This is a genomic window from Phenylobacterium sp. (assembly GCF_036263695.1).
Lineage (GTDB): Bacteria > Pseudomonadota > Alphaproteobacteria > Caulobacterales > Caulobacteraceae > Phenylobacterium.
Genome location: NZ_DATAGM010000257.1, coordinates 1 through 20,737 on the forward strand (window position 1 = coordinate 1; position 20,737 = coordinate 20,737).

Sequence of the window (20,737 nt, forward strand, 5' to 3'; positions counted from 1 at the left end):
ACTCGCCCGAAGAGAGGTTGACCACCACGTCCTGCGGCGAGCGCAGCTCGCGGCGCACCAGGTCGAGCCTCCAGCCGGCGAACTCGCAGCCGGCGCCCAGTTCGCCCGAGGTGGTTCGCTGCTCGGCCCGGCGCAGCACGGCGCGGACGCGGGCCAGCAACTCGCGGGGGTTGCAGGGCTTGGCGAGGTAGTCATCGGCGCCCAGTTCCAGCCCGACGATGCGGTCGGTGTCCTCGCCCATGGCCGAGAGCATGATGATCGGCGGCCCATCGCCCACCGCCAGCCGCCGGCAGATGGCCAGGCCGTCCTCGCCCGGCAGCATGACGTCCAGCACGATCAGGTCGACCGGGCCCTTGTCGAGCGCCTGTTCCATCTCGCGCGCGTCGGAGGCCGTCTCTACGGCATAGCCGTGCTTGCCCAGGAAGTCGGAAACGACGTCACAGATGCCTGGGTCGTCATCGACCATCAGGATGCGCGCGCCGCCCTGGGCCTGCTCGGTACGGGTGTCCATGCGCGCCATGATCGGATCTCGGGGTAACCTGCGGATTACAAAACTGTAAGGGTTGGAAACGAGGTCAGCGGGCCAGCACCGCATCGGCGACGAACGGGTTGGTCTTCCGTTCCTGGCCGAAGGTCGACATCGGGCCGTGGCCCGGCACGAAGGCGACGTCGTCCCCCAGCGGCCAAAGCTTTTGGGTGATCGAGTCGATCAGGTCCTGGTGGTTGCCTTTCGGGAAGTCGGTGCGTCCGATGGAGCCCTGGAACAGCACGTCGCCTACCTGGGCGAAGCGGGCCTCGCGGTTGAAGAAGATCACGTGGCCCGGCGTGTGGCCGGGGCAGTGGATCACCTCCCATTCGGTCTCGCCGAGAGTGACCTTGTCGCCGTCCTGCAGCCAGCGGTCGGGTGTGAAGCCGCGCGCCTCGGGCATGCCCCATCGGGCGCCGGACTCTTCCATGCGGTCGATCCAGAAGGCGTCGTCGGGGTGCGGCCCCTCGATCGGCGCGCCGGTGGCCTCCTTCAGCGCCGCCGTGCCGCCGGCGTGGTCCATGTGGCCATGAGTGATCCAGATCTTCTCCAGGGTCAGCCCGTACTGCTTCAGCGCCTTCAGTAGGCGCGGCACTTCGCCGCCGGGATCGATCACCGCCGCCTTCATCGTCCTGGCGCACCAGACGATGGTGCAGTTCTGTGCGAGCGGCGTCACCGGCGCGATGACGGCGCGGATCGGCGGAGCGGGTGGTTCCAAAGCCTACCTCGTGAAGTTCCGCCGCTAAGATCGGTGCTTGCGCGTCTCAGGGGAAGAGGGGTGCGCCGTTGCGGCCCTTGCCGACGCATGCCTATCCTCGCCCGATCGCCTGAGTCCCAGGCCGAGGGGAACCGTCCGGCATGAAGCTCTTCACCAAGAAGCCCATCGACGTGCTGCTCGCGCAGGCGACGGAGGAGGGCGAGCACACCCTCAAGAGGGGGCTGGGGCCGGTCTCTCTCACGGCGCTGGGCGTCGGCGGCATCATCGGGGCCGGCATCTTCGTGCTCACCGGTCAGCAGGCGGCGGTGAACGCGGGGCCCGCGATCATCCTCTCCTTCGTGCTGGCGGGCGTCGTCTGCGCGTTCGCCGCGCTCTGCTACGCCGAACTGGCCTCGATGATCCCGGTGGCCGGCTCGGCCTACACCTACACCTACGCCACGCTCGGCGAGTTCTTCGCCTGGATCATCGCCTGGGACCTGATCCTGGAATACGGCATCGCCGCCGCCACCGTGGCGGCCGGCTGGTCTGGCTACTTCGGCAACATGATGGAGGGCTTCGGGCTGGGGCTTCCAGAGGTGTGGTCGAGCGCGCCCTACGCCTTCGAGGCCGGCGCCGGCATCGTGCGCACCGGGGCCATCCTCAACCTGCCGGCCATGGCCATCATCGGCCTGATGGCGGCGGCGCTGATCGCCGGCATCGGCCACTCGGCCTTCGTCAACAACATCATCGTCGCCCTGAAAGTGCTGGTGGTGGTGACGGTGATCGCCTTCGGCCTGTTCTACATCGACCCGGCCAACTGGCAGCCGTTCATCCCCGAGCGGGTGCCGCCGACGCCGCAGGACCCGCAGGGCCACTTCGGCTGGCCCGGCATCGCCGCCGCCGCCGGCGTGATCTTCTTCGCCTATATCGGCTTCGAGGGCGTCTCGACGGCGGCCCAGGAGGCCAAGGACCCGCAGCGGACCATGCCCATCGGCATCCTGGGCTCTCTGGCGATCTGCACCGTGCTCTACATGCTGATGGCCGCGGTGATCACCGGCATCGCCGACTTCCGTACGCTGAACAATCCCGCCCCGGTGGCGAGCGCCCTGCAGGCCATTCCCGAGCTCACCTGGCTTCGGCAGCTGGTCAACATCGGCGTCGCCGTCGGCCTCGGCTCCACCATCCTGGCGCTGATGTACGGCCAATCGCGGATCTTCTACGCCATGGCCCGGGACGGCCTGCTGCCGCCGATCTTCGGCAAGGTGAACCCCAAGACCCGCACGCCGGCGGCCGGCACCATCGTCATTGCGGTCGGCGCGGCCATCGCCGCGGGCCTGCTGCCGATCGGCATCCTCGGCGAGCTGGTGTCGATGGGCACCCTGCTGGCGTTCGGGCTGATCTGCGCGGGCGTGCTCTACCTGCGCATCAAGCACCCGGAACTGCCCCGCACGTTCAAGACCCCGCTGGTCTGGGTGACCGCCCCGCTTGGCATTCTCGGCTGCGCCTACCTGATCTTCAGCCTGCCGCCCGAAACCTGGACGCGGCTGTGGCTGTGGATGGGGGCGGGCCTCATCATCTACTTCGGCTACGCCTACTGGCACTCGCGCCATCACGAGAAGAAGCTGGCGGCCGCCGAGTGACAGCGGCTCGGCGGGTCGGCTAGACCCGCCCGATGCTGCCGATCCACGAGGTCATAGGTGATCTGAAGACGGCGCTGGCGGCCAACGCCAGCGCCGTTCTCGTTGCGCCGCCCGGCGCCGGCAAGACGACCGTGGTGCCGCTGGAGCTGCTCGCCGAACCGTGGCTGGCGGGCGGCAAGATCATCCTGCTGGAGCCGCGGCGGCTCGCCGCCCGCGCCGCCGCCGAGCGGATGGCCCGCACCCTGGGAGAGCCCGTCGGCGAGACGGTCGGCTACCGGGTGCGGATGCAGTCGAAGGTCACGGCTCGCACCCGCATCGAGGTGGTCACCGAAGGCGTCTTCACCCGGATGATCCTGGCTGATCCGGAGCTGCCCGGCGTCGGCTGCGTGGTCTTCGACGAGTTCCACGAGCGTAGCCTCGACGCCGACCTCGGCCTGGCCCTGGCCCGCGACGCGCAGGGCGTGCTGCGCGACGACCTGAAGCTGCTGGTGATGTCCGCGACGCTGGACGGGGCGGCGGTGGCGGCCCTGCTGGGCGATGCGCCGGTGGTGGAAAGCGAGGGCCGCGCCCATCCGGTGGAGACCCGCTACCTCGGCCGGGACGACCGGCTGCGGCTGGAGGACCAGGTCGCCCGGGCCGTCGAGCGGGCCCTGGCGGCCGAGACCGGCAGCCTGCTGGTTTTCCTTCCCGGCCAGGGCGAGATCCGCCGCACCGCCGAACTGCTGGAAGAGCGGCTGCGGCGACCGGGCGTCCTCCTCGCGCCGCTCTACGGGGCGCTGGATTCGCGCGAGCAGGACGCGGCCATCTCCCCGGCCCCGGCCGGCGTGCGGAAGGTGGTGCTGGCCACGTCCATCGCCGAGACCAGCCTGACCATCGAAGGGGTGCGGGTGGTGATCGACTGCGGCCTGGCTCGCGTCCCCCGGTACGACCCCGCCAGCGGCCTCACGCGCCTAGCCACCGTCCGGGTCAGTCGGGCCGCCGCCGACCAGCGCCGCGGGCGGGCCGGCCGGACCGAGCCCGGCGTCTGCTACCGCCTCTGGGACGAAGCCGAGACCCGCGCCCTGCCGGCCTACGGCGAGCCGGAGATCCGCGCGGCGGATCTCTCTGGCCTTGCTCTCGACCTGGCGCGGTGGGGTGCGAAGGACCCCGCTGAGCTCGCCTTCCTCGATCCGCCGCCGGCCGCGGCCTACGGCGAGGCCGTCGCTCTGCTCAAACGGCTGGAGGCCCTCGATCCCGACGGGGTGCTGACCGACCACGGCCGCGCGCTTGGCGAGCTGCCGCTGCCGCCGAGGCTCGGCCACATGCTGCTGAAGGCCGCCGGGAGCGGCCAGGCGGCGCGCGCCGCCGGCATCGCCGCCGTGCTGACCGAGCGCGGGCTGGGCGGGCGCGACCCGGACCTGAGCCATCGCCTTATGGGGTTGGAGCGCGACCGCTCGCCCCGAGGCCGCGACGCCCGCGCGCTGGCCGATCGGTGGGCCCGGCTCGCCGGGCCGGCGGGGAAGGGAGCGCCGGTTCCCGACGGGATCCTGCTGGCCTACGCCTATCCGGAGCGGATCGCCCGGGCGAGGGGACCACTGGGGGAGTTCCAGTTGGTCAGCGGCCGCGGCGCGTTCCTCGAGCCCACCGAGGCGCTGGCCCGGGCCGAGTGGCTGGCGGTGGGCGAGCTGGGCGGCGGAGAGCGGCGCGACCGCATCCTGCTGGCGGCGATGGCGGAGCCCGGCGACATCCTGGCCGCCTTCCAGGACCAGGTGACCGAAGAGGCGCGATTGGAGGAGGGCCCCGGCGGCCTGCGCGTGAAGCGGCTGACCCGCCTCGGCCGGATCGTGGTCCGCGAAGCGCTTGAGGCCTCGCCCGACCCAGCCCTGCTGACGGCGGCCCTGCTGGACCAGGTGCGCCGGGACGGCCTGGGCGCGCTGCCGTTCGGCAAGGCCGCCGAATCTCTGCGAGCCCGGGTCGCGTTCCTGCGGCGGGCCGGGGAGGCGGAGCTACCGGACCTCTCGGACGCGGCCCTGATCGCCCGGCTCGACGAGTGGCTCGGGCCGCTGCTGAGCGGCCAGCGCAGCCTGAAGTCGCTCCAGCCCGATGCGCTGGATAGCGCGCTGCGCAGCCTGGTGCCCTGGGACGCTCAGCGCCGGATTGAGGCGGCCGCCCCGACCCACTTCACCGCCCCGACCGGCTCGCGCATCCCCATAGACTACGCGGCCGAAGGCGGGCCGATGGTGGAGGTGCGCGTGCAGGAGGTGTTCGGCCTCTCGCAGCACCCGGCCATCGCCGGCGGCCGCACGCCGCTCACCCTGGCGCTGCTCTCCCCGGCCCGGCGGCCGATCCAGCTGACTCGCGACCTGCCTGGCTTCTGGCGCGGCTCCTGGCGCGAAGTGCGGGCCGAGATGCGCGGTCGCTACCCCAAGCACGTCTGGCCGGAGGACCCGTCGCAGGCCGAGGCGACCACCCGGGCCAAGCCGCGCGGATGAGCGGCCGGGAGCTCCTCGAGCAGATCGCCCGCGTGCGGGCCTATGTGAAAGCGGCGCGCCGCCAACTGAGCGGCGATGAGGAGGACTCGGGGGCCAGCGCGGGCGCCGAAGGCTGAGCCTCAGCCCACCGCGTAGATCATGATCCCGGTCGCCACCGACAGGTTCAGGCTGTCGGCTCGTCCCCGCATCGGGATTTTCACATTGACGTCGGTGAGGGCGGCCATGTCGGGCGGCAGGCCCTGCTGCTCGTTGCCCATCAGGATCAGCGCCGGGCGCGCGTAGTCGGCCTGACGGTGGTCGACGCTGGCGGAGAGCAGTGTGCCGACCACCGAGCCTGGCCAGCCGCCGCGCCAGGCGGCGAACTCGGCCTCGCTGGCCCGCACAATGGGCACGGCGAAGATCGAGCCCATGGTCGCCCGCACCGCCTCCACCGAGAAGGGATCGCAGCACTCGCCGACCAGGATCACCGCCCCGCAGCCGGCGGCGTCGGCGGTACGCACGATGGTCCCCAGGTTGCCGGGGTCGCGCACCCGGTGCAGGGCGACCCAGACGGCGGCGGACTTCGGCTGCAGGGCATCGAGCGGCGCGAAGCGCTGCTTGAACACGCCCACTACGGCCTGCGGATTATCGCGCCGGGAGACCTTGGCAAGGATGTCGTGGCTGACCTCCAACACCTCGCCGCCGCCGGCCAGCGTCGCGGCCACCGCCTTGCGGGTGAGGGGGTGGTCGCCGGCGTCCCTGCCGAACATCAGGATCTGCGGCGCATGGCCCAGCTCGACGCCTTCGGTGACGTTCTTCAGCCCCTCGGCGACGAACAGCCCGGTCTCGTCGCGCTCCTTGCGCAGGTGCAGGGCGCGGACGGCCTTGACCGTCGGATTGGTCAGCGAGGTGACGGCCTTGACGCTCACGCCGACCACCTCGCGAAGAAGGACAGGCCGACCTGCCGCTCGCCGGAGGCCTCCACCAGGGCCAGCTCGCCCCAGTCGATCCGCCCGCCGCGGCCGGCCAGCCGCTCGGCCAGCAGGCTGGCGAGCGCCGCGCCGCTGATCCGCTCGGCATAGGCGTTGAGCAGCAGGAATTTGGCCTTTTCCGAAAGAAGTTCGGCGCATAGGGCCGAAAGCTCGGGCAGGTCCTCGAGCAGCCGCCAGACCTCGCCGCCCGGTCCGCGGCCGTATTTCGGCGGGTCGAGGATGATGCCGTCGTAACGCGAGCCGCGGCGCACCTCGCGCTGGACGTAGCGTTTGGCGTCCTCGGTGATCCAGCGGACCGGCGCCTGATCCAGGCCGGAGAGGGCGGCGTTCTCCCGCGCCCAGCCGACGGCCTTCTTGGACGCGTCCACGTGGGTGACGGCCGCGCCGGCCGCGGCGCAGACCAGGCTGGCGACGCCGGTGTAGCCGAACAGGTTCAGCACCTTCGGCTGGCCGCCGATGCCCCGCACGGTCTCGTCTAGCCAGGCCCAGTTGGCCGCCTGCTCCGGAAAGAAGGCCAGGTGACGGAAAGCCGTGAACCGCCCGTGGAACTTCACCTGGCCCCAGGCCAGCGGCCAGCTCTCCTTCGGCCGGCCCTTGAAGCGCCAGCGGCCGGCGTCCTCCTCGCCTTCCGGATCGAAGAGCGCGTCGGCGCGGTCCCAGTCCGCGGCTTGGCGAGGCCCCCACAGGCACTGCGGCTCGGGGCGGACGACGGTGTAGGGGCCGTAGCGCTCCAGCTTGCGGCCATCGCCGCTGTCCAGCAGGGCGTAGTCCGCCCAGCCGGTGGTGCGCATCACGCAGGGCGCGTCGGCGACGGCGGGACGGGTCATCGCCTGCGCTTACCCATTTCGCCGGCCCTTCGTCCAGCGCCGCGCGGGTTTCGGCGCCGGCGGGGGAGGTGTAGCCTTCGGCCATGCGCACGCCGTCCCAGTTCTCCAGCCAGCTTCAGGCCAGAGCCGGCCTCGGCGCCCTTGAAGCGGAGCTGCTGTCGGAGCGGGCGGCTTCCCTCGGCCGCTCCGGCCGCGAGGTCGAAGCCTGCCTGGAGCGGCTGCGCGCCTTCGACGCCGGCGAGTCGGCCGGCGAGCGGCGCGAGCTGGTGCGCAATGCGGCCCGCGCCGTCTGGGCCTACTGGGTGCAACGCGAGGCCTGCGGCCTGATCGACCATCGCCAGGTGATCCGCGAGCAGCGCATCCCGCGCGAGGTGCTAAACCGGGTCGGCGCGCTCTAGTCAGGCCTGTAGGGGTTTTGCGCTCGAACAATAAGTTGCCTACGGTGACCTGAGACGAGAACGCCGCTATCGCAGCGGCGCAGTGTGGGGAGCGTCAGCTGGTGAGCGATGTTGCGGTGATCACGCGCCGGTCCGCCCGCAAGGCTAAGGGGGACGGCCATTTGCGCCGGGCCGAGATCCTCGACGCCGCCGAACGGATCTTCGTGGCCGAGGGCTACGAGGGCGCCACCATCCGCCGGATCGCCGACGAGGTCGGAGTCTCCTCCACCGCCCTCTACATGCACTTCAAGGACAAGAGCTGCATCCTGCACGAGATCTGCGAGCGGACGATGCAGCAGCTGCTCGACCGCAACACCGAGATCGCCGGCCGGGGCGCCGACGCGCGGGTGCGGCTGCGAGCCATGCTGGAGGCCTACATGCTGTGGGGCTTCGAGCATCCGAACGCTTATCTGCTTGTGTTCGGCGGCGGCCGTCCCGTATCGGCGGTGCAGCACATCGGGACCACCGGCCTGGGCGCGCAATGCTACGAGATCTTCTGCCGCGTCGTTGGCGAGCTGGGCGAGGCCGGGCGCCTGAAGAAGGGCGACACCGAGGCTGTCGCCCAGGCCCTTTGGGCCGCCTGCCACGGGATGGTGGCGCTGGTCGTCTCTCGCCCCGAGGTGAAGTGGGCGCCGCAGGACGAGCTGCTGGCGCTGACCCTCGACGGCCTTCTGGACGGTTTAGCCCCGGCCTGAGCGCGCTTGCTGGCGTGCTGGCGCTGACGCTCGCTGCTCCGGCGGCCGCCGGGCCGAAGGTCTTCTCCCTCGATCAGTGCGCCGACCAGTATGTGCTGGCGCTGAGCCCGCGCGAGGCCATCGTCGGCCTCTCCACCCGCGCTGACGACGCCGACTCCCGCCTGCGCGAGCAGGCCGGCGGCCTGCCGCTGAGGCGCTCGACCCTGGAATCCGTGCTGGCGGCCAAGCCGGACGTGGTGGTGCGCCACTGGGGCGGCGACGCCAGGCTGCTGGCGGCCCTGCGTCGGCACGGGGTTGCGGTGGTGGACGTGCCCGAGGCGCAGGATTTCGACGATGTGCGGGCGAGTCTGCGGGCGGTCGGCGCAGCGCTCGGCCAGCCGGCGCGGGCCGAGGCGCTGTCCCGGGAGATGGACCGCCGGTTGGCGCGCGCCGCCGGCGCCTGGGGCGGGGCCCGGGCGCTCTACGTCACGCCGGGCGGGGCGACGGCCGGTGAGGGGACGCTGATCGGGGCCATGCTCAAGGCCGCCGGCCTGAGCAGCGCGGCCGAGCGGCCGGGCTATTCCACCGTCTCGCTGGAACAGCTGGTGATGAAGCCGCCGACCGCCGTGGTGCTCGGCTTCTTCGATTCCTTCATGCTGGCCAACACCTACTGGGGACCGGGCCGCCACCAGGCGCTGCGCGGCGCGGCGGAGGGCCGGACCATCGCCTCGTTGCCGGGCGCGGTGCTGGGCTGCCCCGGCTGGTTCGTGGCCGAGGCGGCGGAGACGCTGGCGGCGCGGGCGTCGAAGTGAGCGCCCTACGCCTCAACGCGCCCCTGCTCGCGGGCCTGCTGCTGCTCGGGCTCCTGGGGCTGGCGCTCGGCGAGACGCCGCTCGGGCCGGACAGCTATTTGCGCGGCCTGCGGCCGGGCACGCCGGAGGCGCAGATCCTGTGGGACATCCGCGCGCCCCGCGTCGCCGCTGCGGCTGTCGTCGGCGCGGCGCTTGGTCTCGCGGGCGCGGTGATGCAAGGCCTGCTGCGCAACCCGCTCGCCGACCCCGGGGTGCTCGGCGTCTCGGCGGGCGCTGGGCTTGGGGCGGCCCTGGCGATCTCGGCGGGGCTGGCCGCACTGCCGGGCGGCGTCGAAGCCGCGGCACTGGCGGCGGCGCTGGCGACGGGGGCGCTGCTCACGGGCCTGGCCGCCCGGTTCCGCGAGCCGGAGACCCTGATCCTGTTTGGCGTCGCCCTCTCGGCCTTCGCCGGGGCGCTCACCAGCCTGATTTTCAACCTCTCACCGTCTCCCATCGCCACAAGCGAGATCCTCGCCTGGCTGCTGGGCTCGGTCGCCAACCGCGACTGGGGCGACCTGGCGCGCGCGGCGCTGCCCATGCTGGCGGGGGCCGGGCTCTGCCTCTACGCCGGCCGCGGCCTCGTGATGCTGACGCTGGGCGAAGAGGCGGCCGCGCTCTCGGGCCTGCCGATGGCGCGGCTGCGGGCGGCGGCCGTGGCGGGCGCCGCGCTGCTGACCGGGGCTGCGGTGGCGATGGCCGGGATCATCGGCTTCGTGGGCCTGGCCGCACCGCACCTGGTGCGCGCCGCCGCCGGGGCGGACCCGGCGCGATCCCTGACGCCGTCGGCGCTCGCCGGCGCGGCCCTGCTGGTGGGCGCGGACTTGGCCGGCCGGCTGATCCCCACCGACCAGGAGCTGAAGCTGGGCGTCGTCACCGCCCTGTTCGGCGCGCCCCTGTTCGCCCTGATCGCCTGGCGCGCCGCCCGGAGCTGGCGCGGATGAACCCGGCGCTGGAGGTGACCGGCGCGCGCGTGCGCCTCGGCCAGGTCGAGGCGCTGCGCGGCGCTTCCCTGACGGTCAGGCCGGGCGAGGTCGTCGGGCTCGTCGGCCCGAACGGCGCGGGCAAGACGACCCTGCTGCGCGCCGCCCTGGGCCTCGTGCGCCTCGAGGCCGGCTCCGCCCGGCTGGGCGGCCGCGAGGTCGCCGCCCTCGCTGACCTCCAGCGCGCGGCCCTGGCCGCCTACCTGCCCCAGGAGCGGCGCGTCGGCTGGAATCTGCCGGCCTGGCGCATCGCTAGCCTGGGCGCCGCCAGCCGGCCGCCCGCCCGGGCCCGCGAGGCGGCCATGCAGGCCCTTGCGCGGGTCGGGATGACCGATCAGGCCCACCGCGGCGTCCTCGACCTCTCCGGGGGCGAGCGGGCCAGGGTGCTGTTCGCCCGCCTGCTCGCCGCCGGCGCGCCTCTGCTGGCGGCCGACGAGCCCGCCGCCGGTCTCGACCCCGACGCCCAGCTGCTGGCCCTAGAGCTGCTGCGCGAGGAGGCGCAGGCCGGGCGGGCCGTGGTGGCGACCCTTCACGACCTGGCGCTGGCCGCGCGCGCTTGTGACCGGCTCGTGGTGATCGCCGGCGGCGCCACGGTGGCGGACGGGCCGCCTTGGCAAGCGTTATCGCCCGGAGTGCTCGCGGAGGTGTTCGGGCTGGAGGGCGAGCTCATCGCCACCGAGCGAGGGCCGGTGCTGGCGTCGCGGCGGCTTCCTCACCGCGTCGCCTGAAGCGCGCCTACGAGCGTCACGAGCGCCTCCTCGAAGGCGGGCTCGCGCAGGTAAGGCGAGCCTTCCAGCACCGCGGACCGAACCGCCCCGATCACGGCGCGCGACATCACGAAGGCCTCCACCGCCTCCGTGCCGGCGGGCCAGAGGACGTCGGGAGGCTGGCTCTCCAGCATCGCCTTCAGCACCGCGCGGCGGGTGGCCCGGCGGTCCGCAAGCGCGCCGACGTAGGCGCGGATCCGCGCGCGCGGCGCGCTGACGCCGGCGGCCATCAGTTCGGCGGCGAGCACGACCATGCGCTCATTTTCGCGCCGCCCAATCTCGACCAGGATCGCCTGCTTGTCGGGGAAGTACTGGTAGAGGGTGCCGATGCTGACGCCGGCCCGCTCGGCGATGCGGTTGGTCGTCAGGGCGGACTCGCCCCGCTCCTCGAGGATGCGAGTTGCCGCCTCCAAGATGGCCGCGCAGGTGGCCTGCGCTCGCACCTGGCTGGGCGCACGGCGTTGAGTTCTCTTGGGATCGGTCAGGGCGGCGCTCCTTCGGCCGAAGGCGAGTAGCGAACCTGAGCAACACTCACAATTCTGGCCTCGTCAACGGACGGAGGCGAGCATGACCTGGGCGACGGAGCGGCTGCAGGCGTTGGTGGAGCGACGGGCGGAGCCGCCGGCGGTGGTGGCCCAGTTGCGGCTCGGAACGCTGGACGCCTGGGGCGAGGGCTGGGTGAAGAAGCGCTGGGAGCCGGCCGCGGACGTGCTCGGCGCCGACGGCTCGCTGTTCGGCGGCCATCTGGCGGCGCTCGCCGACCAGGTGCTGACCTTCGCGGCCATGACCTGCGTGCCCGAGGACTGCGTCTTCCGCACCGCAAACCTGCAGGTGCAGTTCCTGAAGATCGGGACGGCCCGGCCGGTGGACATCGACGCTCGGGTTCTGGCGCACGGCCGCCGCGTCATCGCCGTGGAGGCCGAGTTCCGCCAGGAGGGCGTGCTGATCGCCAAGGCCTTCGCCCAGCAGATCGTGCTGCCGGGCGGCGCTGGCTAGTCGTTCATCGCCGCCATGCGCGGGCCGCCGTAGCGGCCGCGGGCGAGGTCTTGGGAGAGGGTGATCTTGGTGGAGCCGCCAGCGAGCTTGGCCTTGTAGACCTGCATGCCCTCCATCACCCGCATGACGTAGGTGCGGGTCTCGGTGAAGGGGATGCACTCAATGAAGTCGATTGGGTCGGTCCCCGAGGTCCGCGGATCGCCGCAGTAGCCGACCCATTGGGCTGGGCGCCCGGGGCCGGCGTTGTAGGCGGCCGCGCCGAGGATGTAGGAGCCGCTGAACTGGTCGACGACCTGGCCTAGGTAGGACGAGCCCAGGCGCATGTTGTACTCCGGCTCGTGAAGCCGGCTCACCGAATAATCGACGCCCATCTTGCGGGCGACGATCTGGGCGGTGGAGGGCAGCAGCTGCATCATCCCCCGCGCATCGGCGGATGAGCGGACCGACGGGTCGAAGCCGCTCTCCTGGCGGGTGATGCCCAGCACCAGGGCCGGCTCCGGCGCGCCGTAGACCTGCGGCGGCGTGCGGAGAGGGTAGCCGCGGTCGACCAGCACGTAGCCGCGCTGGGCCGCGCCGCGGGCGGCCTTCATCGAGGTGTCCTGGTCGCCGTAGCCGCGGATCAGGTCGATCAGCTGGGCCTGGTCGACGTTGCTCTCCAGGATGTCGTCCAGGTGCAGAGCGAACACCTTGAAGGTGTCCCGCTGGCCGGCCTGGTAGAGCAGCCGCGTGGCCCGCACGACGTCGCGGCCTTCGAAGCGCGCCTTGTCGGAGGGGCCGATCTGCGGGTCCTTGGCGAGCGTGATGCGGCCCCCATCCACCTTCTCGCCGGCCAGTTGGCCGTAGAAGGCGGTGTTGTACTTGGCCGCGGCGGCATAGTGCGCCTGGGCCTCGCCCTTGTTCCCCTGCGCCTCGGCGGCGCGGCCCAGCCAGTAGAGGGCCTTGGAGCGGGTGATCGGCGACTGGCCGATCTTCTCCAGGTTCGCGAAGTGCGTCTGCGCCTGCCGCGGGTTCCGCAGCTTGGTCAGCGCGATCCAGCCCGCATAGAACTCGAGCTCGGCGGCCGGCACGCCGCTGGTCAGCCCGCTGCCCGCGGCGGCGGCGTAGGCGCCCTGGTAGTCGCGGGCCTTCAGCGCATCCAGGATCAGCGGGTAGCGCACGTCCCAGATGCGCTCGGCCGCCTCGGCGTGCAGCGCCTCGTGGGGGCCGGCCGCCAGCTGGTTACGGGCCATCACCGTCAGGCCCTTGCGGCGGTAGAAGCCGGCCCGCTCGAACGCCAGCCCCGGATGGGAGGACAGGTGCGCCGGGACGCTGGAGGTTATGGCCGCGATGTCGCCGTTGGCGGTGCGCAGGGACATCCGCGCCCGGGCGAGCGCCTGATAATCGGCGGGCAGCAGGTAGACGATGTCGCGCGTCGCCGGACCGTGCGCGCCGTAGAGCAGGATGTCGGCGCGGCGGATGTGGTCGTCCGGGCTCAGTACGTCGCCGAAGCGGGACAGCATGGTCCGCTGGGCCGGCGCCTCGAAGACCTTGTTGCGCCAGAAATTGCGGATCAGGTTGGTGGCCAGTTGCGGCTGGCCGCTGGCGCGGAAGGCCGAGGCCAGCGCCATGGCGCCCTCAGGCGTCGCCGGGTCCTTGCCGCCGAACCAGGCGATGATCTGCTGCGGGGTCTGGCCGGAGGTCTCCAGCAGCTTCTCGGCCAGCTCCTGGCGGCGCGCGCCGCGCGGGAACTCGGCGAGCTCGCGGCGGGCGCGGTCGACCTCCGCGAAGCTCAGCACCTCGCCGTTCACGTCCACCAGCGCCCAGAGGGCGACCTTCCGCGCCGCGGGATCGCCGATAGCCGAGATGGCGCTGCGGGCGCCGGCCACGTCCCGGCGTCGCGCGGCGTCCATCGCCGCCACCAGCAGCTGGGTGTCGCCCATCGCCACCGGCGCGGCCGCACGGTACGGCTGCGGCGCGGCGGGCAGGGGCGGCGCACGCTCCGGGGACGACTGGGGCCCCAGCGCCTGGGCGGCCGCAACGCCGGCCAGCAGTGCGACCGCGCTGAATCCATAGAGAGCTTTGCGGGCTGGGGAGGTCAACGACGGTCTCCAGTTCGCGCCGAAGGCGGATGAATCGTTGCGGGTGGGGGATAGGGGGCCATATTGTCCCGCCAAATCCCAGTCGCAACATTGTGCGACGCATTCACGGCAATTTGCGTACCAGATGGTTGAACCCTTGTTCCGTGGCGTTTTTCCGGCCCTCGTGACCCCTTTCCGCGGCGGCGCCGTGGATGAGGACGCATTCGTCGCGCTGGTCGAGCGCCAGATCGCCGGCGGCGTCCACGGGCTGGTGCCTGTCGGGACCACCGGCGAGAGCACCACCCTCAGCCACGACGAGCACCGCCGCGTGGTCGAGCTTTGCGTGCAGACCGCCCGCGGCCGCGTGCCGGTGATCGCCGGCGCCGGCTCCAACTCCACCGCGGAGGCCATCGAGCTCGTGCAGCACGCCAAGCAGGTGGGCGCCGACGCGGCCCTGGTGGTCGCGCCCTACTACAACAAGCCCAGCCAGGAGGGCATCTACGCCCACTACAAGGCGATCAACGACGCCGTCCAGCTGCCGATCCTGCTCTACAACGTGCCGTCCCGCACGATCGTCGACATCAGCAACGCCACGGTCGCGCGGCTGGCCAAGCTGCCCAACATCGTCGGCATCAAGGACGCGACCGGGGACCTCGCCCGCGCCAGCATCCAGCGGCTGGAGTGCGGGGAGGGCTGGTGCATGCTGTCCGGCAACGACGACGTGGGCCTGGGCTATATCGCCCACGGCGGCCATGGCTGCATCTCGGTGACCGCCAACGTCGCGCCCGAGGCCTGCGCGCAGATGTACAACGATGCGCTGGCGGGCCAGTGGAAGGGCGCCCTCTATGGGCAGGACCGGCTGATCCGCCTGCACAAGGCGCTGTTCACGGACGCCTCGCCCGCCCCGACCAAGTTCGCGCTGGCCCAGCTCGGGCTGTGCGCCGAGGATTCCCGGCTGCCGATCACGCCCGCCTCCGAGGCGTCCCGCGCCGAGGTGCTGGCGGCGATGAAGGAAGCCGGCGTCCACTGATGGCCGGCAAGCTGATCGCCGAGAACCGGCGGGCCAGGTTCGACTACTTCCTCGAGGACTTCACCGAGGCGGGGATCGCCCTGACCGGCTCGGAGGTGAAGTCGCTGCGCGGCGGCAAGGCCAACATCGCCGAGAGCTACGCGGCGGTGGAAGGCGACGAGATCGTGCTCGTCAACGCCGACATCCCCCCCTACGCCGGCGCCAACCGCTTCAACCACGAGCCGCGCCGGCCTCGAAAGCTGCTGCTCCACCGCCGCGAGATCGACAAGCTGATCGGGGCCGTGCAGCGGGAAGGGCGCACCATCATCCCGGTGAAGCTCTACTGGAATGACAAGGGAATGGCGAAGCTCGAGATCGCGCTCGCTAAGGGCAAGAAGCTGCACGACAAGCGCCAGACCGAGGCCGACCGCGACTGGCAGCGCGACAAGGCCCGGCTGCTGCGGGACCGCGGGTGATCGAACCCCGCGACGTGGAGGCGATCGAGCGGGCGACGATCGCCGCCCTGTCGCCCGAGGCGGTGCTGGAGATCGGCGGCTGGCTGGTGGCTCTGGGCGCCGGCGCCGCCCGCCGCTCCAAGAGCGCCGTCCCGCTGAGCCACGACCTCGCCGCCGACGCCGCCAGCCTCGACGCCATCGCGGTCGCCTACGCCGAGCGGGGGCTGACGCCGGGCTTCCGGGTCGCCGACGCGCCTGGGCTGCAGGGCGTCCGCGACGCGCTCGCCGCCCGCGGCTACCGCCCCGAGCAGCCGACGCTGGTGAAGGTCGGGGCCACCGCCGGCATGCGGGCGATCTGTGGCGGCGCGCCCGCGGAGGTGACCGACACGCCCGACGAGAGCTGGAAGGCGGTCTTCCTGGGGCCCGGCTTCGACCCGGCCGACGGGGCCAGCCGTATCGAGCTCCTGACCCGCTCCGGCGAGAACCGCTTCGGCGCCGTCCGCGAAGCCGGCGCGGCCCTGGCTGTCGGCGTCGGCTCCTTCGGCGACGGTTGGGCCAGCGTCCACGGCATGCGCACCGCCGCCGAGCGGCGAGGGCAGGGGCTCGCCGCCCGCGTCCTCGCCGGCCTCGCCGCCACCGCCGAGGCCCGCGGCCTCACCCGCGTCTTCCTTCAGGTCGAAGAGCCCAACGCCCCAGCCCGCGCGCTCTACCGCCGGGCGGAGTTCAGGCCGGCGTGGCGGTATTTCTACTGGGCGAAAGAGGGCGCCCGCGCCGATTAGAGGAAGACGAACGCGCCGGGGCGCACGTCGCTGAGAACCACATCGATCAAGGTGAGGCTGCGATCACCGAGAGAAATGACCACGTCGTTCCCGGCCTGCATCGCGTGACTGCGCACGAACGCAAAGTCCTGGAAGGCGGCGGCGTCCAACTGGACGACGTCGCCGGTCCTGAATCCGACCACGCGGTCGTGGCCGAAGGCGCCCTCGAAGACGAACCGATCCTGGCTCGCGCCGCCGTCCAACCAATCGTCTCCGGTCCCTCCGTTCAAGGTGTCGAGACCGCCGCCGCCAAGCAGGCGGTCCAGGCCTGCGCCTCCGGACAGGCTGTCGTGGCCGGCTTCGCCGCTCAAGGTGTCGTCGCCGCCCAGTCCCAACAGCAGATCGTCGCCATATTGTCCGTCGATTGCCTCGCTGGCTGAGGAGCCTTGCAGGGTGTCGGCTGCCGAGGAACCCACCATGGGGCCTGCCGTCGCAATCAGCGTGACCAGGTCTTCGACGCCGCCGCCGGTGAATGACACGCGCTCGACGCCCACGAGCAGATCAGCGCCCTGTGGCGCTCCGCCTCGTAGATCGTGAACCGCAACGCCTTCCGGCGTGCTCGTGAACCGGAAGTCCTGTTGGAAGCCCCACAGGATCACCATGTCGACCCCATCTCCGCCATCGATCAGGTCATCGCCGATCGAACCCGTGAGGGTGTCCTCGCCATCGCCGCCGGACAGCGTGTCGTGCCCGAGCTCGCCGTTCAGATCGTCTGCCCCGGCGCCGCCGGAGAGCGTGTCGCCGTCCGAGCCGCCGTTCAGCGTGTCCCCGCCGCCCTGGCCGATCAGCGTGTCGGCGCCCTGACCGCCATACAGTTCGTTCTGTGCGCCGTCGCCCTCGATCCGATCCTGGTAGGCCGTCCCTGAGACCCCCTCCACGCCGACGAACGAGTCCATCCCGAAATCGCCGCCGATCGCTTGCGGGCCCGTGATGGCCAGATTGACGGTCACGCCCGAGTGAACGTCGGACCCGAAGTGCCAGCCGAAGCGTACCAGGTCCCGCCCCGCGCCCCCGGTGATCGTGTCGTCGCCGCGGCCGCCCTCGAGGGCGTCGTCGCCGTCGCCTCCGGCCAGACTGTCGTTCCCGGCGCCGCCGTAAATGTAGTCCTGGCCATCGAGGCCCTGAAGCGTGTCGGCCGCGAAACCGCCTCGCAAGGCGTCGGGCTGGTTCGTCGACGAACCGCTGGTCAGGCTGAACAGCGTCGCCCCGCCGTTGAAGCCCAGGCCCTCGACGTTACTGATGACGTCCACGCCGTCAGGTGCGCCCGGCCGCAGGTCGCGAATCTCCAGGCCGAATGCGCCTTCGCCGATCCAGTAGTCGGCCTGTGATCCGGTCAGGATCACCAGGTCGTCGCCAGTGTCGCCCTCGATGCTGTCATTGCCGGCGCCGCCGGCCAGCGTGTCGTGCTCGCTCCCGCCGTTGAGAGTGTCAGAACCTTCGCGCCCCGAGAGCCGATCGTTCCCGCCGTCACCTGACAGAGCATCGTTGCTGGCGCCGCCCTCGAGGTCATCGTTTCCGGCGCCGCCCGGAAGCTGCGAGCCGTCCTCGATCACGTCGCCGATGGCCCAGGTCTCCAGAGGGCCCGAGAAGAAGACGAATTCGACCTCCCGGAGCATGACGGTTCCCAGAGGCGCGCCCGGCCGCAGATCGTCCACACGTATCCCGTCGGGCGTCGCCGTGAACCGGAAGTCTTCTCGCCCGGCGTTCTGCGTGTACGGCGTGAAGAGATCCGCCCCGTCGCCGCCGAGGATCGAGTCGTTCCCACCCGCACCAATCAGCGTGTCGGCTCCTGCGCCTCCCAAGAGGGTGTCGTTTCCCGTCTCGCCGACGATCAGATCGTCACCGCCTCGGCCTGAGAGCCGATCGTCGCCTGCGCCCCCGCGAAGGATGTTCTCGTCGTCGGCGCCGAATATGGTGTCGGCATATGCGCCGCCGTTCACGTCCTCGACGTCCTGGAGCGTGTCCGCCCCCTGGTCGGCGCCGACGACCTGTGGTCCAGCAAGGGCGATGTCGACCGTCACCCCACCTGAAGCGCCGTCATAGTTGAGCTGGTCGACGCCCGAACCGCCGACGATCAAATCGTCGCCGGCCCCGGGACGCAGAATGTCGCCATCGTTGCCGCCGTAGAGGCTGTCCTGGCCGGCGCCGCCGTAGAGCACGTCGCCGTCGTCACCGCCCTGGAGTACGTCGTCCCCCAGCCCGCCGTCAGCGCGATCCCAGCCGAAGCCGCCGAACAGAGTGTCGTTCCCGGCGCCGCCGACGAGGCTATCGTCCCCGGCCATCCCGGCGAGGCTTTCGCTTCCGCCGCCGCCTTGCAGCGTGTTCGGGCCCGGGTCGCCAACCAGGGTCCCCCCTGTTTGGGGCGGCGGCGTCGACGGGATCGCTGAGACGCTGACCAGGGCGCCCGAGCCGCTGAAGCGGATCCGCTCGACGCCGATCAGCAGGTCGGAACCTTCTGGGGCGCCGGTCCGCAGGTCTTGGACGCGGAGACCCTCGGCGGCTTGCGAGAACCCGTAGTCAGAGATCGATCCGGAGAGGACGACGACGTCGAGGCCGGCGCCTCCGTCGAGTGTGTCCGACCCTGCGCCGCCAGTCAGCTCATCGTCTCCGCCGCGGCCTTCGAGGCGGTTGGCGCCGAGGCTACCGATGAGAATGTCGCCGTATGCGCCCCCGGACAGGTTCTCGACGGCGACCAGTTGGTCCCGCGCATGGCCGCCGCCGACGAACTGAAGTCCCGTCACGCCGAGATCGACCCGAACCGCACCCGTCGCCGTGCCGTAATCCACCCAGTCGAGCCCGGCTCCGCCGTCCAGCAGGTCCTGGCCGCCGCTGCCCTTGAGGACATCCTCGCCGCCGCCGCCGTAGAGGCTGTCTCGGTTTTCGGAACCGCTCAGGGTGTCCGCGCCCGATGTTCCAGTGATGACGCTCATGAAGCGCTCCGGCGACCAGGGAGCGCGGGCGGGCATGCGCCCCCCGGATCGGCTCCGTCACAGTGCAGCTAGCACAACTTTAACGGAGTATGGCAAGTGCTCGCGCGTTCGGGGAACGCCGCTTCTACCGCCTTGCGACGTCCGCCGTTGCAGGCGCCACCAGTAGCCTAACTCTTCCCCCGATCCACCGTCTCGACGCTGGGGTTCGCCCGGAGCGCGGCGGCGATGTGGGTGAGGTGGCGGGCGTCCTTGACCTCGACTTCGAACTCGACGTCGAAGAAGTCCTGCTGGCGGTGGCGCATGCGCAGGTTGACGATGTTGCCGCCCGCTTCGCCGATCACAGTGCAGGCCTGGCCGAGCACGCCGGGAGCGTTGCGGATGGTGGCCATCAGCCGGGCGCGGGAAATGGTGTTGCGCTCGGCCTCGGGGGTCCACTGCAGATCGCGCCACAGCTCCTCGCGGTCTTCGTAGGCCTCGAGCTGCTCGCAGTCGATGGTGTGGATGGTCAGGCCCTCGCCCTCGGGCTCGACGATGCCGACGATCCGGTCGCCGGGCACCGGGCTGCAACAGCGGGCGAAGTGCAGAGAGACGCCCGGCGTCAGCCCGCCGCCGCGCACGTAGAGCCGCGCGCCCTTGCCGCCCTCGATGCGGCGCTGGGCGGTGGCGGCCTCGCGCTCGGACAGGTTGAGGCCGGGGAAGACGATGTCCAGCACCTGGGTCGGCGAGACGCGGCCGCGGCCGAGGGCTTCGAAGAGGTCGTCCTCGGCGGCCAGGGCGAACCGCTCCAGCGCGGGCCGGAGCGAGACGTCCCCGCGCGACTTGCCGGCCCGCTCGAAGGTCTGGTCGAGGCTGGCCCGGCCGAGGCGGACGAACTCCTCCTTCTCAGTCTGGCGGATGTGGCGGCGGATGGCCGAGCGGGCCCTGCCGGTGACGGTCAGGCTGCGCCAGTCGGGCGGCACCACCGGCTTGCCGCCGCGGATCACCTCCACCACGTCGCCGTTCTGCAGCGGGGTGCGCAGGGGGCGCAGCTCGCCGTTGATCTTCACCCCGATGCAGGTGTCGCCGACGTCGGTGTGGACGGCGTAGGCGAAGTCCAGCGGCATGGCCCCCCTGGGCAGGCTGACCAGCTGGCCCTTGGGGGTGAAGACGAACACCTGGTCGAGGAACATCTCGAGTTTGGCGTGCTCGACCAGCTCCTCGGCGTCGCCGCCGTGCTCCAGCACCTGGACGAGGTGGCGCAGGTTGACCAGCGGGTCGCGACCGCCGGCGGCGGCCTGGGCCTCGGCGTCGAAGCCGTAGGACTTGTCCTTGTAGCGCCAGTGCGCGGCCACGCCTTCTTCGGCGACCCGGTCCATGGCCTCGGTGCGGATCTGCATCTCGATGCGCATGCCGCGCGGGCCGACGACGGTGGTGTGCAGCGAGCGGTAGTTGTTCCGCTTGGGCGTCGAGATGAAGTCCTTGAACCGCTCAGGCACCGACGGCCAGGCCCGATGGATGACGCCCAGCGCCCGGTAGCAGTCGTCCTCGGTGTCGACGATCACCCGGAAGGCGTAGATGTCGGAGAGCTGCGAGAAGCCGATCGACTTCCTCTGCAGCTTTCGCCAGATCGAATACGGGTGCTTCTCGCGCCC

Annotated in this window: 19 protein-coding genes; 11 read left to right on the plus strand and 8 right to left on the minus strand. The window is 71.7% G+C overall.

The genetic code is table 11. The features are described from left to right. Together VHK87_RS10270 and VHK87_RS10275 are read right to left on the minus strand one after the other, a co-directional pair. Positions 1 to 520, minus strand: a 520-nt coding sequence (locus tag VHK87_RS10270) for a response regulator (RefSeq protein WP_329634803.1), incomplete at its 3' end; no start/stop codon positions are given. A gap of 55 nt (positions 521 to 575) precedes the next feature. Beyond that, complete coding sequence (locus tag VHK87_RS10275; protein WP_329634804.1) at positions 576 to 1,244, minus strand: MBL fold metallo-hydrolase; 669 nt, start codon at positions 1,242 to 1,244, stop codon at positions 576 to 578. Between the two features lie 140 nt (positions 1,245 to 1,384). On the opposite strand from VHK87_RS10275, the gene VHK87_RS10280 reads away from it, so the two are divergent. After that, positions 1,385 to 2,863 carry an amino acid permease gene (locus tag VHK87_RS10280; RefSeq protein ID WP_329634805.1) on the plus strand — a complete coding sequence of 493 codons (1,479 nt, stop codon included), beginning with the start codon at positions 1,385 to 1,387 and terminating at the stop codon, positions 2,861 to 2,863. A gap of 32 nt (positions 2,864 to 2,895) precedes the next feature. After that, entirely contained in the window at positions 2,896 to 5,334 is a 2,439-nt protein-coding gene (hrpB, locus tag VHK87_RS10285; RefSeq protein ID WP_329634806.1) for an ATP-dependent helicase HrpB, read from the plus strand. Between the two features lie 119 nt (positions 5,335 to 5,453). Here the strand turns inward: hrpB and VHK87_RS10290 are convergent, their stop codons facing one another. Further along, positions 5,454 to 6,242 carry an RNA methyltransferase gene (locus VHK87_RS10290; protein WP_329634807.1) on the minus strand — a complete coding sequence of 263 codons (789 nt, stop codon included), beginning with the start codon at positions 6,240 to 6,242 and terminating at the stop codon, positions 5,454 to 5,456. Further along, positions 6,239 to 7,132 carry a class I SAM-dependent methyltransferase gene (locus VHK87_RS10295; RefSeq protein ID WP_329634808.1) on the minus strand — a complete coding sequence of 298 codons (894 nt, stop codon included), beginning with the start codon at positions 7,130 to 7,132 and terminating at the stop codon, positions 6,239 to 6,241. The genes VHK87_RS10290 and VHK87_RS10295 overlap by 4 nt, the downstream gene beginning before the upstream one ends. An 83-nt stretch (positions 7,133 to 7,215) precedes the next feature. On the opposite strand from VHK87_RS10295, the gene VHK87_RS10300 reads away from it, so the two are divergent. From VHK87_RS10300 to VHK87_RS10320, 5 genes are all read left to right on the plus strand, one after another. Next, positions 7,216 to 7,530, plus strand: a complete 315-nt coding sequence (locus VHK87_RS10300; RefSeq protein ID WP_329634809.1) for a DUF6665 family protein — start codon at positions 7,216 to 7,218, stop codon at positions 7,528 to 7,530. A gap of 101 nt (positions 7,531 to 7,631) precedes the next feature. Then, positions 7,632 to 8,264, plus strand: a complete 633-nt coding sequence (locus VHK87_RS10305) for a TetR/AcrR family transcriptional regulator (protein ID WP_329634810.1) — start codon at positions 7,632 to 7,634, stop codon at positions 8,262 to 8,264. A gap of 14 nt (positions 8,265 to 8,278) precedes the next feature. Further along, positions 8,279 to 9,055: an ABC transporter substrate-binding protein gene (locus VHK87_RS10310; RefSeq protein WP_329634811.1), complete on the plus strand. Its 777-nt coding sequence runs from the start codon at positions 8,279 to 8,281 to the stop codon at positions 9,053 to 9,055. Continuing rightward, positions 9,052 to 10,035: an iron ABC transporter permease gene (locus tag VHK87_RS10315; protein WP_329634812.1), complete on the plus strand. Its 984-nt coding sequence runs from the start codon at positions 9,052 to 9,054 to the stop codon at positions 10,033 to 10,035. The genes VHK87_RS10310 and VHK87_RS10315 overlap by 4 nt, the downstream gene beginning before the upstream one ends. Beyond that, complete coding sequence (locus VHK87_RS10320) at positions 10,032 to 10,802, plus strand: ABC transporter ATP-binding protein (protein WP_329634813.1); 771 nt, start codon at positions 10,032 to 10,034, stop codon at positions 10,800 to 10,802. The genes VHK87_RS10315 and VHK87_RS10320 overlap by 4 nt, the downstream gene beginning before the upstream one ends. Here the strand turns inward: VHK87_RS10320 and VHK87_RS10325 are convergent. After that, positions 10,787 to 11,254: a TetR/AcrR family transcriptional regulator gene (locus VHK87_RS10325; RefSeq protein WP_329634814.1), complete on the minus strand. Its 468-nt coding sequence runs from the start codon at positions 11,252 to 11,254 to the stop codon at positions 10,787 to 10,789. The two genes, VHK87_RS10320 and VHK87_RS10325, sit on opposite strands and share 16 nt — an antisense overlap. Before the next feature lie 154 nt (positions 11,255 to 11,408). On the opposite strand from VHK87_RS10325, the gene VHK87_RS10330 reads away from it, so the two are divergent. Continuing rightward, entirely contained in the window at positions 11,409 to 11,837 is a 429-nt protein-coding gene (locus VHK87_RS10330; protein ID WP_329634815.1) for a PaaI family thioesterase, read from the plus strand. On the opposite strand, the gene VHK87_RS10335 is transcribed toward VHK87_RS10330, so the two are convergent. Beyond that, positions 11,834 to 13,915: a lytic transglycosylase domain-containing protein gene (locus tag VHK87_RS10335; RefSeq protein ID WP_329634816.1), complete on the minus strand. Its 2,082-nt coding sequence runs from the start codon at positions 13,913 to 13,915 to the stop codon at positions 11,834 to 11,836. The two genes, VHK87_RS10330 and VHK87_RS10335, sit on opposite strands and share 4 nt — an antisense overlap. A gap of 124 nt (positions 13,916 to 14,039) precedes the next feature. On the opposite strand from VHK87_RS10335, the gene dapA reads away from it, so the two are divergent. The 3 genes from dapA to VHK87_RS10350 are packed head-to-tail and all read left to right on the plus strand — an operon-like array spanning position 14,040 to position 16,137. Then, positions 14,040 to 14,924: a 4-hydroxy-tetrahydrodipicolinate synthase gene (gene dapA / locus VHK87_RS10340; protein WP_329634817.1), complete on the plus strand. Its 885-nt coding sequence runs from the start codon at positions 14,040 to 14,042 to the stop codon at positions 14,922 to 14,924. Next, positions 14,924 to 15,379, plus strand: a complete 456-nt coding sequence (gene smpB / locus VHK87_RS10345; protein WP_329634818.1) for an SsrA-binding protein SmpB — start codon at positions 14,924 to 14,926, stop codon at positions 15,377 to 15,379. The genes dapA and smpB overlap by 1 nt, the downstream gene beginning before the upstream one ends. Then, a complete protein-coding gene (locus VHK87_RS10350; protein WP_329634819.1) occupies positions 15,376 to 16,137 on the plus strand; it encodes a GNAT family N-acetyltransferase in 762 nt (253 codons plus the stop codon). The genes smpB and VHK87_RS10350 overlap by 4 nt, the downstream gene beginning before the upstream one ends. On the opposite strand, the gene VHK87_RS10355 is transcribed toward VHK87_RS10350, so the two are convergent. Together VHK87_RS10355 and VHK87_RS10360 are read right to left on the minus strand one after the other, a co-directional pair. Further along, a complete protein-coding gene (locus VHK87_RS10355) occupies positions 16,134 to 19,106 on the minus strand; it encodes a calcium-binding protein (protein WP_329634820.1) in 2,973 nt (990 codons plus the stop codon). The two genes, VHK87_RS10350 and VHK87_RS10355, sit on opposite strands and share 4 nt — an antisense overlap. 167 nt (positions 19,107 to 19,273) lie before the next feature. After that, a partial coding sequence (locus VHK87_RS10360; protein WP_329634821.1) for a RelA/SpoT family protein occupies positions 19,274 to 20,737 on the minus strand: 1,464 nt, incomplete at its 5' end.

Bases quoted from the DNA above. Each gene is read 5' to 3' on its own strand.
- VHK87_RS10280 (WP_329634805.1), top strand. From the start codon at position 1,385: ATGAAGCTCTTCACCAAGAAGCCCATCGACGTGCTGCTCGCGCAGGCG.
- hrpB (WP_329634806.1), top strand. From the start codon at position 2,896: ATGCTGCCGATCCACGAGGTCATAGGTGATCTGAAGACGGCGCTGGCG.
- VHK87_RS10295 (WP_329634808.1), bottom strand. From the start codon at position 7,132: ATGACCCGTCCCGCCGTCGCCGACGCGCCCTGCGTGATGCGCACCACC.
- VHK87_RS10300 (WP_329634809.1), top strand. From the start codon at position 7,216: ATGCGCACGCCGTCCCAGTTCTCCAGCCAGCTTCAGGCCAGAGCCGGC.
- VHK87_RS10320 (WP_329634813.1), top strand. From the start codon at position 10,032: ATGAACCCGGCGCTGGAGGTGACCGGCGCGCGCGTGCGCCTCGGCCAG.
- VHK87_RS10330 (WP_329634815.1), top strand. From the start codon at position 11,409: ATGACCTGGGCGACGGAGCGGCTGCAGGCGTTGGTGGAGCGACGGGCG.
- dapA (WP_329634817.1), top strand. From the start codon at position 14,040: ATGGTTGAACCCTTGTTCCGTGGCGTTTTTCCGGCCCTCGTGACCCCT.
- smpB (WP_329634818.1), top strand. From the start codon at position 14,924: ATGGCCGGCAAGCTGATCGCCGAGAACCGGCGGGCCAGGTTCGACTAC.
- VHK87_RS10355 (WP_329634820.1), bottom strand. From the start codon at position 19,106: ATGAGCGTCATCACTGGAACATCGGGCGCGGACACCCTGAGCGGTTCC.